Source organism: Streptomyces sp. CCM_MD2014, assembly GCF_000772045.1.
In the GTDB taxonomy this organism is placed as follows: Bacteria; Actinomycetota; Actinomycetes; order Streptomycetales; family Streptomycetaceae; genus Streptomyces; species Streptomyces salinarius.
The window spans coordinates 7,783,795-7,797,402 of record NZ_CP009754.1; the positions used below are offsets into that span (position 1 = coordinate 7,783,795).

18 protein-coding genes are annotated in these 13,608 nt (G+C 72.2%); 10 read left to right on the forward strand and 8 right to left on the reverse strand.

From position 1 onward, the window contains the following. The first annotated feature begins 42 nt into the window (after window positions 1–42). Window positions 43–1,002, forward strand: a complete 960-nt coding sequence (locus NI25_RS34775; protein ID WP_061446274.1) for an NAD-dependent epimerase/dehydratase family protein — start codon at window positions 43–45, stop codon at window positions 1,000–1,002. A 3-nt stretch (window positions 1,003–1,005) separates the two neighbouring features. Here NI25_RS34775 and NI25_RS34780 read toward each other — a convergent pair whose 3' ends face one another. Next, window positions 1,006–1,287, reverse strand: coding sequence for a GlsB/YeaQ/YmgE family stress response membrane protein (locus NI25_RS34780; protein ID WP_061447226.1), 282 nt, complete (start codon window positions 1,285–1,287; stop codon window positions 1,006–1,008). Between the two features lie 213 nt (window positions 1,288–1,500). After that, entirely contained in the window at window positions 1,501–1,944 is a 444-nt protein-coding gene (locus tag NI25_RS34785) for an SPW repeat protein (RefSeq protein WP_061446275.1), read from the reverse strand. A gap of 213 nt (window positions 1,945–2,157) precedes the next feature. On the opposite strand from NI25_RS34785, the gene NI25_RS40850 reads away from it, so the two are divergent. The 6 genes from NI25_RS40850 to NI25_RS34810 all read left to right on the forward strand — a co-directional run bounded on the left by NI25_RS40850 (window position 2,158) and on the right by NI25_RS34810 (window position 6,764). Further along, window positions 2,158–2,241, forward strand: coding sequence for a putative leader peptide (locus tag NI25_RS40850; protein ID WP_350891961.1), 84 nt, complete (start codon window positions 2,158–2,160; stop codon window positions 2,239–2,241). Between the two features lie 209 nt (window positions 2,242–2,450). Continuing rightward, window positions 2,451–3,029 carry an NADPH-dependent FMN reductase gene (gene ssuE / locus NI25_RS34790; protein ID WP_061446276.1) on the forward strand — a complete coding sequence of 193 codons (579 nt, stop codon included), beginning with the start codon at window positions 2,451–2,453 and terminating at the stop codon, window positions 3,027–3,029. Between the two features lie 216 nt (window positions 3,030–3,245). Then, window positions 3,246–4,139 (forward strand): glycoside hydrolase family 19 protein, encoded by an 894-nt coding sequence (locus tag NI25_RS34795; RefSeq protein ID WP_061446277.1) that lies wholly within the window; start codon window positions 3,246–3,248, stop codon window positions 4,137–4,139. A 28-nt stretch (window positions 4,140–4,167) separates the two neighbouring features. Further along, on the forward strand, window positions 4,168–5,067 hold the full coding sequence (locus tag NI25_RS34800; RefSeq protein WP_061446278.1) for an aldo/keto reductase: 900 nt from the start codon (window positions 4,168–4,170) through the stop codon (window positions 5,065–5,067). 161 nt (window positions 5,068–5,228) lie between these two features. Then, a complete protein-coding gene (locus NI25_RS34805; RefSeq protein ID WP_061446279.1) occupies window positions 5,229–5,624 on the forward strand; it encodes a VOC family protein in 396 nt (131 codons plus the stop codon). 60 nt (window positions 5,625–5,684) lie between these two features. Beyond that, window positions 5,685–6,764 (forward strand): adenosine deaminase, encoded by a 1,080-nt coding sequence (locus tag NI25_RS34810; RefSeq protein ID WP_061446280.1) that lies wholly within the window; start codon window positions 5,685–5,687, stop codon window positions 6,762–6,764. Here the strand turns inward: NI25_RS34810 and NI25_RS34815 are convergent. Together NI25_RS34815 and NI25_RS34820 are read right to left on the reverse strand one after the other, a co-directional pair. Then, a complete protein-coding gene (locus NI25_RS34815) occupies window positions 6,746–7,261 on the reverse strand; it encodes a mycothiol transferase (protein WP_061446281.1) in 516 nt (171 codons plus the stop codon). The two genes, NI25_RS34810 and NI25_RS34815, sit on opposite strands and share 19 nt — an antisense overlap. Before the next feature lie 40 nt (window positions 7,262–7,301). Then, window positions 7,302–8,186, reverse strand: a complete 885-nt coding sequence (locus NI25_RS34820; RefSeq protein ID WP_061446282.1) for a LysR family transcriptional regulator — start codon at window positions 8,184–8,186, stop codon at window positions 7,302–7,304. Window positions 8,187–8,321: 135 nt separating this feature from the next. Here NI25_RS34820 and mgrA point away from each other — a divergent pair, with 135 nt between their 5' ends. After that, the gene (gene mgrA / locus NI25_RS34825; RefSeq protein WP_061446283.1) at window positions 8,322–9,314 is read left to right on the forward strand and encodes an L-glyceraldehyde 3-phosphate reductase; all 993 of its coding nucleotides are present in this window, start codon (window positions 8,322–8,324) and stop codon (window positions 9,312–9,314) included. Window positions 9,315–9,401: 87 nt separating this feature from the next. Here the strand turns inward: mgrA and NI25_RS34830 are convergent, their stop codons facing one another. Continuing rightward, a complete protein-coding gene (locus NI25_RS34830; RefSeq protein WP_061446284.1) occupies window positions 9,402–9,782 on the reverse strand; it encodes a nuclear transport factor 2 family protein in 381 nt (126 codons plus the stop codon). Between the two features lie 321 nt (window positions 9,783–10,103). Between NI25_RS34830 and NI25_RS34835 the strand changes: the two genes are divergently transcribed. Next, a complete protein-coding gene (locus NI25_RS34835) occupies window positions 10,104–10,514 on the forward strand; it encodes a hypothetical protein (RefSeq protein ID WP_061446285.1) in 411 nt (136 codons plus the stop codon). Window positions 10,515–10,540: 26 nt separating this feature from the next. On the opposite strand, the gene NI25_RS34840 is transcribed toward NI25_RS34835, so the two are convergent. The 3 genes from NI25_RS34840 to NI25_RS34850 form a co-directional block, all read right to left on the reverse strand. Continuing rightward, window positions 10,541–11,815, reverse strand: a complete 1,275-nt coding sequence (locus NI25_RS34840; RefSeq protein ID WP_233520806.1) for a streptophobe family protein — start codon at window positions 11,813–11,815, stop codon at window positions 10,541–10,543. 169 nt (window positions 11,816–11,984) lie between these two features. Then, the gene (locus NI25_RS34845) at window positions 11,985–12,404 is read right to left on the reverse strand and encodes a hypothetical protein (protein ID WP_061446286.1); all 420 of its coding nucleotides are present in this window, start codon (window positions 12,402–12,404) and stop codon (window positions 11,985–11,987) included. Continuing rightward, on the reverse strand, window positions 12,401–12,985 hold the full coding sequence (locus NI25_RS34850) for a PRC-barrel domain-containing protein (protein WP_061446287.1): 585 nt from the start codon (window positions 12,983–12,985) through the stop codon (window positions 12,401–12,403). The genes NI25_RS34845 and NI25_RS34850 overlap by 4 nt, the downstream gene beginning before the upstream one ends. Window positions 12,986–13,152: 167 nt before the next feature. Here NI25_RS34850 and NI25_RS34855 point away from each other — a divergent pair, with 167 nt between their 5' ends. Further along, a complete protein-coding gene (locus tag NI25_RS34855; RefSeq protein WP_061446288.1) occupies window positions 13,153–13,608 on the forward strand; it encodes an ATP-binding protein in 456 nt (151 codons plus the stop codon).

Below are 13,608 nucleotides of genomic sequence, written 5' to 3' on the forward strand. Positions count from 1 at the left end.
ACGAAAGAGAATGGCAATAGCCCGTCGAGGCAGAGGAGCGTCATGTCCACCGCAATCCCGCAGTCGCAGGCCCCGCACACCGTCCTGGGCTCCGGCCCCGCCGGCACCGCGCTCGCTCGTGAGCTGGTGCGCAGGGGGCACCCCGTCCGGCTGGTGGACCGCAGGGCCGCGGGCCCGGAGATCGAGGGCGTCCAGCGGATCGCCGCCGACGTGAGCACGGTCGACGGCGCCGTGGCCGCCGTCCGTGACGCCGCCGTCGTGTACCACTGCGTCAACGTCGCCTATCACCTCCAGGTCGAGGTGATGCCCCGGGTCCAGGAGGCCGTCCTGGCCGCCGCCGAGGCGAGCGGCGCCCGGCTGGTCGTGCTCGACACGCTCTATCCGTACGGCGAGACCGGGGGAGCGGTGATGACCGAGGAGAGTCCCTGGAAGGCGACCAGCAGGAAGGGCCGGATGCGCGCCGAGCTGGACGAGCGCTACCTCGCCGCCCACCGGTCCGGTCGGGTCCGCGTGGCTCTGGGGCGCAGCGCCGACTTCGTCGGGCCCGGCGTTCTCAACTCGTCGCTGGGGGCGGCCGTCTTCCCCGGAGCGCTCACCGGCGGGGACGTCGTGGCCATGGGTGACATCGACCTGCCGCACAGCTACACCGCCATAGCGGACGTGGCGGCCGGCCTCGCCACCCTCGGCGAGCGTCCCGACGGCGACGGCCGCGTGTGGCACCTGCCGACCGCGCCCGCCGTCGGCACGCGCGAGATCCACGCGATGGTGGAGAAGCGGGTGGGTCGCCCGCTCAACGTCGTGGTGCTCGAACGGCCCCGTCCCTTCGGCCCGTTCGACGAGCGGATGATGGCCGAGTACGAGGAGATGTTCTACCAGCACACGGAGCCGCAGATCATGGACTCCAGCGCCTTCGAGCGGTTCTTCCGGGTCGCGCCGACGCCGCTCGTGGACACCGTGGACGCGACCGTCACCTGGTACGAGGCGTGGCTCCGCAGCCGGTAGGCGTCAGGCCCGTCCGCGACGGCCCTGGCGGGGCCGGGACCGGTCCAGCGCGGCCACGCCGACCGCGGCCAGGCCGATCTGGATGAGCCACTCGACCCAGTCGACGCCGTCGGTGTCGGCCACGTCGAGGGCCGACGCGATCCACGATCCGATGAACGCGGCGACGACGCCGACGAGAATCGTCCACAGCACACCGATGCGCTGCCGCCCCGGAACGACGAGCCGGCCCAGTACGCCGATGACGACACCGATGACGATGGCGCTGATTATGCCGTCGATCTCCATCTCCACCCCTTCGGTTCAAGGCCCCGCACCGGTGCGTCTGCCCGCTGCGAGCGGATGCAGTCCGCCGTCGGCCGGACGCGCGAGGGCCGGACGGAAGGCGCGAGGGCCGGACGGAAGGGGGCGCGGGGAGCCGGAGGGGTGATTGCCGAGGCAAGGGCGACGGGCCGGTCCGCCTGTGGCGGGACCGGCCCGTGCCGTCTCCTTCCGGTGCGTCTAGTGCCTGTGGGGGGCGCTCCGCGCCGCCGTACCGGCGCAGACCATGCCCAGGATCACGGCCAGTGCGCCGATGACCACGTTGTTCCAGATGACGCCGGCGTCCGGGTGCGAGCCGACGATCCATGGCGAGATGATCATCCATACGCCGATCGCGCACATGGCCCAGCTGAGGCCGTACATGCGCTCCGGGGCGCGGGTGAATCCGAGCGCCAGCAGACCAAGGGCGATGCCCACGATCAGGTTGTGGGCCACGAGTGGCGGCTGGCTGGTGGTGAAGTGGAGTATCCACGGGGACACGGCACAGTAGAGGCCGAGCAGGAACACCGGCCCGTCCACGAGTGCCACGTCACGACCACCGAGCATGCGCGCGTAGCGCGCTTGCATCTCCGGGGCATCCGGGTGGCTGGTGATGTCACCTCGGGGGTGCGAGACGTTGGCCATAAGTCGTCTCCTTTGAATTGCAGGGCCATCCGCTTCTGGTGCGGTGTGCGGTAGCGCCGCATAAGTCCATTGTGCTCTTATTCCATCCTTATGTGTAGTGCTGGAGGCCCGGCCGGTTCGCTTTGTCACGCCCCTGTGAAATCCGGGACCGGCAGCCGAGACGGGTCCGGTTCTCCTTGACCCCTCTCGGCCGCGGCTGCCACGATCGTCGGCATGACAACGCGACCGGACCTCACGCGGCGACGCCACGTCGACCTCGCGCGCGTCTCCAGCGCCTCCTGTCGCACCGCGGCCTGATCCCGCCGATCCGCCGCCTCGGCAACCCCCGGCCGCACCGCCCCGGCACCGCTCCGCCGGCAGCTTTCCGCACCGCCTGAACCCGCCCGCGCCGCGAGCCGGTCGGGCCCGGTGCTTCCCCTGTCCCAGGCGAACCACGCCCGCCCGCTCCTCCCGCAGGAGGCTCAGCCGGGCATTCCGTCGCGCCCGCATTCCCGAAAAGAGGACCCATGGCCACCGTCCTGTCCGTCTCCGGCAGTCCGTCCGCCTCCTCCCGCACCAACCGGCTGCTGCGCCACCTCGACGACCGGCTGACCGCGCAGGGCCACGAGGTGATTCCCCTCGACGTCCGCACCGTCCCCGCCCGGGCCCTGCTCGGCGCCGACTTCCGGCATCCCGCGATCAGCGAGGCCGCCGAGCTGTTCGCCCGCGCCGACGGCGTCGTCGTCGGCACGCCCGTCTACAAGGCCTCGTACTCCGGCGTCCTGAAGGCCCTGCTCGACCTTCTCCCGCAGTACGCCCTCACCGGCAAGACGGTGCTGCCGCTCGCCACCGGTGGTTCCACCGCCCACGTCCTGGCGATCGACTACGCGCTGCGCCCCGTGCTGAACTCGATGGGCCCGGCGCACGTCGTCCAGGGCTGGTTCACCCTGGACCGGGACATCACGGCCCACGAGGACGGTACGGTCACCGTCGCCCCGGGCGCCGCGGAGGCGCTCCACCACGTGGTCGACCAGTTCTCGGCGGCCCTGGCCACCCGCCCGGCCGTCCCCGCGCCGGCGCCCTCTGTGCTCGCCGCGGCGGGCTGAGCAGCGCGCAGGTCGGCCAACCCGGCGGGCAGGCAGCCGAGTTGGACTGGTCTACACCCTTGACTGGTACAGACCAACGCGGTTGAGTGTGCCTCCACACCCCCCTCCACGGCCGCCCCCACGCCGTGGCCGGCCCGGCCGGCACGTGCGCACCAGGTTCCGCTCCGCCCTGTCCCGGTACGGGAGCGGCCGTGCTCCGAAGAAGGAGACGAACCTGTGTCGAGGCGCCGTATATCCGCCGTGGTGACCGCGCTCGCGCTCGCGGGCGCCGTGCCGTTGCTCATGCCCGCCGACGAGGCGTCGGCCGCCGCGTGTTCGAGCTACCCTGCCTGGTCGGCCGACGCGAACTACAACGCGGGCGACGTCGTCCGCTACACCGACGGCAAGGCCTACATCGCCGAGCACGCAAACCCGGGCTACGACCCGCTCATCAGCACCTGGTACTGGGACCCGTACGCCTGTGACGGCGGCGGTTCGCAGACGCCGGTCGGCGACTTCGTCGTCAGCGAGGCCCAGTTCAACCAGATGTTCCCGAACCGGAACTCCTTCTACACCTACAGCGGCCTCACCGCCGCGCTGAGCGCCTACCCCGGCTTCGCCAACACCGGCAGCGACACCACCAAGAAGCAGGAGGCCGCGGCCTTCCTCGCCAACGTCAGCCACGAGACCGGCGGACTCGTGCACATCGTCGAGCAGAACACCGCCAACTACCCCCACTACTGCGACTGGAACCAGCCCTACGGCTGCCCGGCCGGCCAGGCCGCCTACTACGGGCGCGGTCCGATCCAGCTCAGCTGGAACTTCAACTACAAGGCCGCGGGCGACGCCCTCGGCATCGACCTGCTGGGCAACCCCTGGCTGGTGCAGAACGACGCGGCCGTGGCCTGGAAGACCGGCCTGTGGTACTGGAACACCCAGTCCGGACCCGGCACCATGACCCCGCACAACGCGATGGTCAACGGCGCGGGCTTCGGCCAGACCATCCGCTCCATCAACGGCTCGCTGGAGTGCGACGGCAAGAACCCCGCCCAGGTCCAGAGCCGGGTCACCAAGTACCAGCAGTTCAGCCAGATCCTCGGCGTCTCCCCGGGCGGGAACCTGTACTGCTGACTCACCACGGGTGTGCGACACTCCGCCGATGACCTCGGAAACGATCACCGCGGAGTCCGCGGGCACCTTCCGCCTCGGTGACCTGCCCGTCCGCCGCATCGGCTTCGGCGCGATGCGGCTGACGGGCAGCGCCGCCTTCCACCTCGGCACCCCGAGCGACCGCGAGCGCTCCCTCGCCGTCCTGCGCCGGGCGGTCGAACTCGGCGTCAACCACATCGACACCGCCGCCTTCTACTTCTCCTCCCTGCGGTCCGCCAACGAACTGATCAACACCGCGCTCGCCCCCTACGCCGACGACCTGGTCGTCGCCGCCAAGGTCGGCCCGTACCGCGACTGGTCGGGGGAGTGGGGCACCTCCGCCCGCCCCGAGGACCTGCGCGCCCACGTCGAGGAGAACCTGCGCCAGCTCGGCCGCGACCACCTCGACGTCGTCTACCTTCGCCGCATGCGGCAGGAGTCGATCGCCGAGCACTTCGGCGCCCTGGCCGAGCTGCGCGAGGCCGGTATGATCCGCCACCTCGGCCTCTCCGACGTGGAGCCCCGGCACCTCGCCGAGGCGCAGGCCGTCGCGCCGGTGGTGAGTGTCCAGAACCGGTACGGACTGGGCTTCCACGACCCCGGCACCGACGAGCTGCTCGCCCTCTGCCGCGAGCAGGGCATCGCCTTCGTCCCCTTCTACGCCATCGCGGGCGAGGCCGGCCCGCGGGGCGCGGGCACGGCGCACGAGGAGGAGGTCCGCGCGGTCGCCGACGCCCACGGCGCGACCCCCGCCCAGGTGAGGATCGCCTGGACCCTGCACCAGGGCCCCCACGTCCTCGCCATCCCCGGCACCGGCAACCCCGAGCACCTCGCCGAGAACGTCGCCGCGGGCGCCCTCCGCCTCACCGGCGAGGAACTGGCGCGACTCGACGGCGCCCGCACGGGGTGACCCGCACCGCCGCGGCGCCGAGCTTCGCAGCCGGGAGCTGATGGGATCTGAAGGGATCTGAAGGGATCTGAAGGGATCTGGCGCATGTGGTGCCGGGACTTGGCGTCCGGGGAGTTTTACGTATAACCTCTCCCGTCAATCGCCCGTCCCGGAAGGTGCCGATGAGTCGCATCGCCCTGGTCGCCCTCGTCGTCGACGACTACGACGAGGCGATCCGCTACTACACCGAGGCCCTCGGTTTCCGCCTCGCCGAGGACACGCCCCGGCCCGACGGCTCCCGCTGGGTCGTCGTCGAGCCCGGCGTCCCGGGCGCGGGCACCGGCCTGCTGCTGGCCCGCGCCAAGGGGGAGGACCAGCGTGCCCGCATCGGCGACCAGACGGGCGGGCGCGTCGGGTTCTTCCTGCACACCGACGACTTCGCCCGTGACCACGCCCGCATGACCGCGGCCGGTGTGACCTTCCTGGAGGAACCCCGCCGCGAGTCCTACGGCTCGGTCGCCGTCTTCCAGGACCTGTACGGCAACCGCTGGGACCTGCTCCAGCCCGCCGCCCCCTGACCGTCCCCGCCCGAACCAGTCCCCGCCTTCACGCACAGAACCGCCGAGGAACCACCGCACATGTCATCTACGCGCATAGACGCCGAGACCCTCCGCCGCCTCCCCAAGGCGGTCCTCCACGACCACCTCGACGGCGGTCTGCGTCCCGCCACCGTCGTCGAGCTGGCGGAGAGCGTCGGCCACACCCTGCCCACCACCGACCCCGACGAGCTGGCCGCCTGGTACTACGAGGCCGCCAACTCCGGTGACCTGGTGCGCTACATCGCCACCTTCGAGCACACCCTCGCCGTGATGCAGAATCGCGAGGGCCTGCTGCGCACCGCCGAGGAGTACGTCCTCGACCTCGCCGCCGACGGCGTCGTTTACGGCGAGGTCCGCTACGCCCCCGAGCTGAACACCAGGGGCGGGCTGTCGATGGCGGAGGTCGTGGAGACCGTCCAGGAAGGGCTCGCCACCGGCATGGCCAAGGCGGCCGCCGCCGGGACGCCCGTCCGGGTCGGCACCCTGCTCTGCGGCATGCGCATGTTCGACCGGGTCCGGGAGGCCGCCGACCTCGCCGTCGCCTTCCGGGACGCCGGTGTCGTCGGCTTCGACATCGCCGGCGCCGAGGACGGCTTCCCGCCCGCCGACCACCTCGACGCCTTCGAGCACCTGCGCCGCGAGAACGTGCCCTTCACCATCCACGCCGGTGAGGCGCACGGGCTGCCCAGCATCCACCAGGCCCTCCAGGTGTGCGGCGCCCAGCGCATCGGCCACGGCGTGCGCATCACCGACGACATCCCCGACCCGGCGGCCGGCAAGCTCGGCCGGCTCGCCGCCTGGGTGCGCGACCGCCGGATCGCCCTGGAGATGTGCCCGACCTCCAACCTCCAGACCGGTGCCGCGACCTCGATCGCCGAGCACCCGATCACCGTGCTGAAGGACCTCGGCTTCCGCGTCACCCTCAACACCGACAACCGCCTGGTCTCGGGGACGACGATGACGCGGGAGATGTCCCTGCTGGTCGAGCAGGCCGGCTGGAGCGTCGAGGACCTGCGCACGGTGACCGTGAACGCGCTCAAGAGCGCCTTCGTCCCGTTCGACGAGCGCAAGGCCCTCATCGAGGACGTGGTCCTCCCGGGTTACGCGTCCGCGCTCTGAACGAGCCCGCGCGCATAGGCGGCCTGTCCGACGTGCTGGAGGTCGTCGGACAGGACGCTGACCAGCCGCACCGCCAGGGTGACCGGCGGATCCCACCTGTCGTCGACGACCCGTTCCAGGTCCTTCGCGGTCAGGGAGCGCAGGGCCGTGAGCGTCTGCTCGTGCACGGCGTCGTAGTAGCCGGTCAGCAGGTCCCCGGAGTCGACCCGGACCTTCCCGACCTCGGCGGAGCTGTGACCGTACCCGGTGTCCCGGCGGGGCAGGCCCAGGCCGAAGCGTTTCTCCCACCCCCCGGTGAGCCAGACCTGGTCGAGCCCGAAGGCGTCGGCGACGTGGTCGTCCTGGACGCGGGTGAGATGCCAGACCAGCCAGGCGACCGAGTTGGCACCGGCGGCGGGGCGGGCGTTCAGGCCGTCGGGTTCCAGACCCTCGACGGCGGCGTGGACTTCTTCCTGGATACGGCCGTAGCCCTCGATGAGGATGTCCTTCGCATGCATACGTCCACCATGGCGCAGCCGGCCCGTCCGCGCGCCCCGTTCACAGGCTCCCCGCGTCCAGCAGCCCCATCAGAGCCCGCGCCGCCGGACTGGTGGCCTGCGCGGGCGGCAGCAGCGCGATGGTCTCGTACTCCGTCCCGTCCGCGTCCTTGAGGGGCAGCGAGGTCAGCGCGGCGCGCTTGTGCCGGAAATGACGCGGGACCACCGCGATGCCGAGGTTCTCGTCGATCAGGTCGAGCAGCCCGTGCACGTCGTTCACCTCCAGCGGCACGGTCCTGCGTACGCCCGCCGCGGCGAAGACGGCGTCCGTGACGCGGCGCGGACCCCAGTCCGGGTGGAAGTCGACGAACACCTCGTCGGCCAGGTCGTGCGGGGTCAGCACCGCGCCGTCGGCGACGAGCCGGTGGTCCGGATGGCACAGCACCGTCATCGGCTCGCCGGCCAGCGAGACCGACCGCAGCTGGTCCGTGTCCGCCTGGGTGCGGTAGGCGAAGGCCAGGTCGAGCCGCCCCGCCGCGACCTCCTCCGCCAGCTCGCCGGAGCCCGCCTGCCGCAGCCGGATCTCCACGTCGGGATGGCGTCGCCGGAAGCCGGCCAGCAGCCCGGCCACCGGCACCCCGGCGATGCACTGCTCGGCCCCCAGGGACAGCGTCCCGCGCAGCACCCCCTGCACCGCGGCGACCGCCTCGTGCGCCGACCGCACCTGGGCCAGGATGCGCTGTGCCTCGCCCAGCAGCGCCCGCCCCGCCTCCGTCAGCGTCACCCGGCGGGTCGTCCGCACGAACAGCGGCGCCCGCAGTTCCCGCTCCAGGGCCCGGATCGACGCCGAAAGACCGGACTGGGACACCAGCAGCCGTTCCGCCGCCCGGGTGAAGTGCTGGTCCTCGGCGACCGCCACGAAGTGCTGGAGATGACGCAGTTCCATGATTGAGAAGCATAACCGCGCAATCCCATCGGATTCTTCTGTTGGACCACTGCCCGCAGGTCACGGGAGAGTGGGGGACGGTTCCGCCCAAGCCTCGAGCCCCGTACCTCGGGGGCCAACCCCTCTGGAGTCGCGTTGTACACCGCACACCCCGACCGCTACGCGGAGATGCCCTACCGGCGCACCGGACGCAGCGGCCTGAAGCTCCCCGCGCTCTCGCTCGGCCTGTGGCACAACTTCGGCCCGGACCGCCCCGTCGAGACTCAGCGCGCCATCCTGCGCCGCGCCTTCGACCTCGGCGTCACCCACTTCGACCTCGCCAACAACTACGGCCCGCCCCCCGGCTCGGCCGAGTCCGCGCTCGGCGAGGCGCTGAAGGCCGACTTCGCGGCGTACCGCGACGAGCTGGTGATCTCGACCAAGGCCGGCTACCTGATGTGGCCCGGTCCGTACGGCGAGTGGGGCTCGCGCAAGTACCTGCTGTCGTCCCTGGACCAGAGCCTGTCCCGGATGGGCCTGGACTACGTCGACATCTTCTACTCGCACCGCCCCGACCCGGACACTCCCCTGGAGGAGACGATGGGCGCCCTGCACACGGCGGTGCAGCAGGGCAAGGCGCTGTACGTCGGCGTCTCCAACTACTCGCCCGAGCAGACCCGCGAGGCCGCCCGCATCCTCGCGGAACTGGGCACCCCGCTGCTGATCCACCAGCCGCGGTACTCCATGCTCGACCGCCGCCCCGAGACCAGCGGCCTGCTCGACACCCTGGACGAGCTGAGGGTCGGCTCCATCGCCTACTCCCCGCTGGAGCAGGGCCTGCTGACCGGCCGGTACCTCGACGGCATCCCCGAGGACTCCCGCGCCGCGAGCGACAGCCCCTTCCTCAACTCCGACGCGGTCACCGAGGAACTGGTCGGCAAGCTGCGCACCCTGCACGAGATCGCCGGCTCCCGCGGACAGTCGCTGGCCCAGATGGCCCTGGCCTGGGTGCTGCGGCAGGGCAGGGTGACCTCCGCCCTGGTCGGCGCGAGCAGCCCGCGGCAGCTGGAGGACAGCGTCGCGGCCATCGGGAACCTCGACTTCGACGCCGACGAACTGGCCCGTATCGACAAGATCGTCAAGGGCTGAAGGACCGCTCGTGCGGATGCGAGCCGGGTCCCAAGGCGGTGCCGCCGCCTTGGGACCCGGCTCGCGGGCGTGCGCGCCCCGGCCTCCTCACGCCCCCTCGGGCACCCGGTCGAGGAAGCCGAACACCGATCGGATCCGGTCCTCGCCGTCCAGCGTGATCACGTCGAAGCCGGCGACCGGCGCCGAACCGTCGGCCTCGCTCACCAGCTCCCAGGAGAACCGCGCCGTGTCGTGGTGCCCGTCCACGGCGCCCGACAGCCGGAAGGAGAAACCGGGGAACTGCTCGTGTGCCGCCGCCACCACGGCCGCGATCTGCTCGTGGCCGCGCACGTCGGCCAGGGGGTCGGTGTAGCCCCCGTCCTCCGTCCAGGCCGCGGCGACCGCCTTGGTCACCGCGTCCGGGGCCGCGTTCCAGGCCTCGAAGTAGCGGGCGACGGCGTCCTCGTAACGACGGGTGGGTGCGGACATGGCGATCAGCCTCCGATGAGGTGGGTGTGCCGGCCGGGGCCGGACCCGGTCTCTGCGACCCGGTGCGGCCACCATGCCCGCCCCCGCGGGGCGGCGTCGATTACCTCCGAAGTCATGGCGGCGACGCGGCGTTTCGGCCAATCAGTGCCGTGAATATGCCAGGAGACTGGCCGGAAATTCATGGTGACAGTGGTTCAGTCGTGAACATACTCACCACTAGGGCCTCTCACACCACGCGACAGAGCCCTCACGCACAGCACACGAGCCGCACGGACGTCATGCCGGACCGGCAGGCGCGCTGGGTGACGGGGGAGGGCAGCAGTGCACGACGAGTTCCTGTGCCATGTCACGGCCTACGGTGTCTGCGACGGCCGCCGCATCGGTGTCCCCCTGGGCACCTACCGGGCGCCCACCCTCGCCCTGGCCCTGTGGTGGCTGCGGGACCGGGCGTCGTGGATCGCCGAGCGGCTGGACCCGCAGCCCGACACCCCCCACTTACCGCGCGGCGCCCTGACTCCCGTCGCCGACGACGCGCCCGACGTGCCGCGCATGCTGCGCACCTGGTGCGCCGACGACGTACAACAGGAGCTGGTCGCCGACGAGTTGGCCGCAGGGCATCTGGTGCGCGTCGCGACCAGCGACGAGACCACCGAGTACGAGCTGATGGCAGAGTCCGTGGACGCGCTGCGCATGCAGCGGGCCGCCCCGCCCCTGGTCGTCCCCGTCGCCTGACCTCCGCGACGCCGCATCGTCACGCTTCAGGACCGGACCCGGCCGGACCGTCCCCGCACCCACCGTGCGAGCAGCGCGCCCAGGAACCCGGCGACCAGCCCCCACAGCAGCCCGAGACCGACGGTGCCCCACAGACGCGGCCGCAGGAACAGCTTCCCGGCCAGCCCGCCGCCCAGGTCACCGATGCCGATCACCGAGAGCCCGTAATGGGCGGAGATCCGGCCGGTCAGGCCGATCATGAGCACCGTGAGCGCCAACGCGATCGCCATGTGCACGGCGAGCAGCCAGGCCGGCATTCCGGCCGGGGAGCGGGACGCCGTGAGGAAACCGGCCGCCAGGACCAGGACCGCCGCGGCGACCAGGAGCCACCACATCCGCCCGTCCTGCTCGGCCAGCGTGCCCACGTTCACGGTCGAGACGTCGGGCGTGCGCAGCACCTCGTCGAGCACGTGCGGCATCGGGAGTCCGAACGGTCCCTCGACCCGCCCGTTCCAGGTCGCTCCGAGGCCGATCGTGAGCGCGGGCCAGGCCAGGTTCGGCAGCCCGAGCAGCAGGACGGCGAAGGTGTCCGCGGGGTGGCCCCGCGTCCCGGCGGTCACCAGGGCGACCACGACGCCGACGGCCACGTATGCGAGCAGCAGCGCGACCATCGCGTAGGCGGCCGGCCGCACCGACGTCCGCAGCCGCAGCAGCCTTTCGGGCAGCGGCGCCCCGGGGGAGACCAGCAGGGCCAGGAGGAGCACTCCCGCCAGCCACAGCAGCCCGAAGAGGACGGTCAGCGGCACGTCGGTGGTGAAGCCGACCGTCGGGGTGATGCCGAACAGGTCGCCGAGGTCGCTCAGCAGGCCCTCCCCGAGGGAGACCTCGAAGGTCTGCCGCGCGGCGAACGCCGTCCCGAGGAGGGCGAGCAGCCACAGGACGGCGATCCGCGCGGCCCAGCCGGCCAGTTCCGGGACGCCGGTCACGGCCCGGTGGCGCAGCGGCCGCAGGAAGCCCCGGGCGATCACCAGCGCCCCGGTCAGGGTGACGGACAGCGGCATCACGGTCAGCCCCGCGTCGGTGGCCGCCAGCTCGCCTGCGTCGCCGGACAGTTCCAGGGCGCCGCCCACGGCGGTGACGACGGTCGCCACGACGACCCGGGGGAAGGCGTTGTCGGGCAGGTCCGCGGCACCGGCCGCCCACAGCCCGAGCGCGGCCACGACCCCCATGGCGACCAGCCCGGCCAGCACCGTGCCCAGGGCCTGCACCCAGCCGTGACGGGCGAGCGTCCGGCCGGACGGTCCGGGAGACGCGGGAGGCACGGGAGGTACGGGAGGTACGGACGGGGGGCGCTGACTCACGCTGCCACGCTAAGCAGCGGCCGCCGGGCACGCCCGCCGACAGGGCCGTCCGCGCCGAGAGACGGCCCCTGTCGGCGGCGTACGGACCGGTAATGGACCGGCGGGCCGTCGTCGTGGACCGGCCGAGGGCTCAGCCCTCCCGTACGACCAGGGCGTAGTCGCCGAGGCCCAGCAGGCGGCCGGCCGGCAGTTCGCCGCGGGTGGTGAAGAGCGCGAGGAGGCGGGCCGTCCGGGTGTCGAAGGCGACGTCCAGCACCGTGCCGTGCTCGGTGCCCGTGTCGACGAGGACCCGGCGGCCCAGCAACTCGTGGTGGGACGACGGCGCCGGCTCGGGCGCGGTGGCCGAGCGGAGGCGGACGGCACCCGGCCCGACGGTCTCCACCGTGTCCCAGGACACCTCCTTCTCCCGGCCGAACCTGCCGGCACGGAACCGGACGTGACTCACCGATCCGGACAGGGCGTCCACGGTCAGGGACGTCACGGTGCCGAGCGGTCCGCCGCCGTCCGGCACCAGCACCGGCAGCCCGCGCACCTCGGTGAACAGCATCACGGCAGCGAGCCCTTCCAGGGGCCGGGCACACCGCCGACCAGGGCGGTGAAGCCGGGCAGGTCGTCCGCGACGTGCCGGACGGCGTCCTCGGGCAGGACCAGGGCGCGGCCGGTGACCGTGAGCGACTCGCCGCGCGGCACGTACACCCGGCGCCGGTGCCGGGTGGGGCCCGGCACGAACCGCCGGCTGGCCGCCACCCGGAAGCCGACGACCCGTCCACCGGTGCCGCCCTCCACGACGACGTCGAGCACCGTGCCGATCTCCGTCCCCGCCTCGGTCAGCACCCTGGCCCCCAGCAACCGGGCCCGCAGGCTCTGCCGGTGCGCCGTCATCGCCGCCGCGTTCACCAGGCCGCGCCGGTCCCGGATCATCACCGCGTCGTGGCCCAGCGCGTGCACCGCCTGCCAGGGCAGGCCCTCCTTCAGCGGTCCGGACAGCAGGCCCCGTCCGGTCAGGGTGAAACCGGTGATCCGGCCGGCGGCGGCGTCGCATACGGTGTCCTTGACATGGGCGACGGCATCGCCGCCGAGGGTGACCACCGGCCGGGTGGTGAGGCTTCGTGCGGCCATCAGTTCGTTCATCGCACACCCTTCCCCACCCGCTCGCACACCCTTCTCGCACCCACGGGTTCCCCGCACGACTGTGACGATGCCCGCACTGCGAAGAGACGGGGACTGCGATGCGCGGCTCGGGGTACGAGGACAGGTGCAGCAGAGTCCGGCCAGTCCGGCGTCCGAGAGAGAAACGCATGACCGAGTACCTGGACGGGGCAGTGATACCGACTGGTTTCGACGTACCCGTTGAACCGCTGAGGCGGGCGGCGCACTACTCCGGTGAGCCGGGATGCATAGCGCAGGCACGTTCCTTCGCCTCGCTCTTCCTCGACCAGCTGAGGACCGAGTGGTGCGCCACGATCGGTCCCCGCGCCGACGGCGCGGTGCTCCTCGTGGTGAGCGAGCTGGTCACCAACGCCGACCGGCACAGCAAGGGGCCGTACATCCTGGAGCTGGAGGGCACGGGTACCTCGGTGACGGTGACCGTCTACGACAGCAGCGGAGCGGTGCCGGAGCGCTTCCCCCGGGACCCCGAGCGCGTGGGACGGCATGGACTGGAGATCGTGCACGCCCTGGTGGAGACGGTCGTCGTCGAACGCGTCCCGGTCGGCAAGCGCGTGCGCGCCGTGGTGCCCCTCACCGAAGGGTGA

Coding starts and splice junctions, on each gene's coding strand:
- NI25_RS34775 (WP_061446274.1), top strand. CDS start 43: ATGTCCACCGCAATCCCGCAGTCGCAGGCCCCGCACACCGTCCTGGGC.
- NI25_RS34780 (WP_061447226.1), bottom strand. CDS start 1,287: ATGGAGATCGACGGCATAATCAGCGCCATCGTCATCGGTGTCGTCATC.
- NI25_RS34785 (WP_061446275.1), bottom strand. CDS start 1,944: ATGGCCAACGTCTCGCACCCCCGAGGTGACATCACCAGCCACCCGGAT.
- NI25_RS40850 (WP_350891961.1), top strand. CDS start 2,158: ATGACAACGCGACCGGACCTCACGCGGCGACGCCACGTCGACCTCGCG.
- ssuE (WP_061446276.1), top strand. CDS start 2,451: ATGGCCACCGTCCTGTCCGTCTCCGGCAGTCCGTCCGCCTCCTCCCGC.
- NI25_RS34800 (WP_061446278.1), top strand. CDS start 4,168: ATGACCTCGGAAACGATCACCGCGGAGTCCGCGGGCACCTTCCGCCTC.
- NI25_RS34805 (WP_061446279.1), top strand. CDS start 5,229: ATGAGTCGCATCGCCCTGGTCGCCCTCGTCGTCGACGACTACGACGAG.
- NI25_RS34810 (WP_061446280.1), top strand. CDS start 5,685: ATGTCATCTACGCGCATAGACGCCGAGACCCTCCGCCGCCTCCCCAAG.
- NI25_RS34815 (WP_061446281.1), bottom strand. CDS start 7,261: ATGCATGCGAAGGACATCCTCATCGAGGGCTACGGCCGTATCCAGGAA.
- NI25_RS34820 (WP_061446282.1), bottom strand. CDS start 8,186: ATGGAACTGCGTCATCTCCAGCACTTCGTGGCGGTCGCCGAGGACCAG.
- NI25_RS34830 (WP_061446284.1), bottom strand. CDS start 9,782: ATGTCCGCACCCACCCGTCGTTACGAGGACGCCGTCGCCCGCTACTTC.
- NI25_RS34850 (WP_061446287.1), bottom strand. CDS start 12,985: ATGAACGAACTGATGGCCGCACGAAGCCTCACCACCCGGCCGGTGGTC.
- NI25_RS34855 (WP_061446288.1), top strand. CDS start 13,153: ATGACCGAGTACCTGGACGGGGCAGTGATACCGACTGGTTTCGACGTA.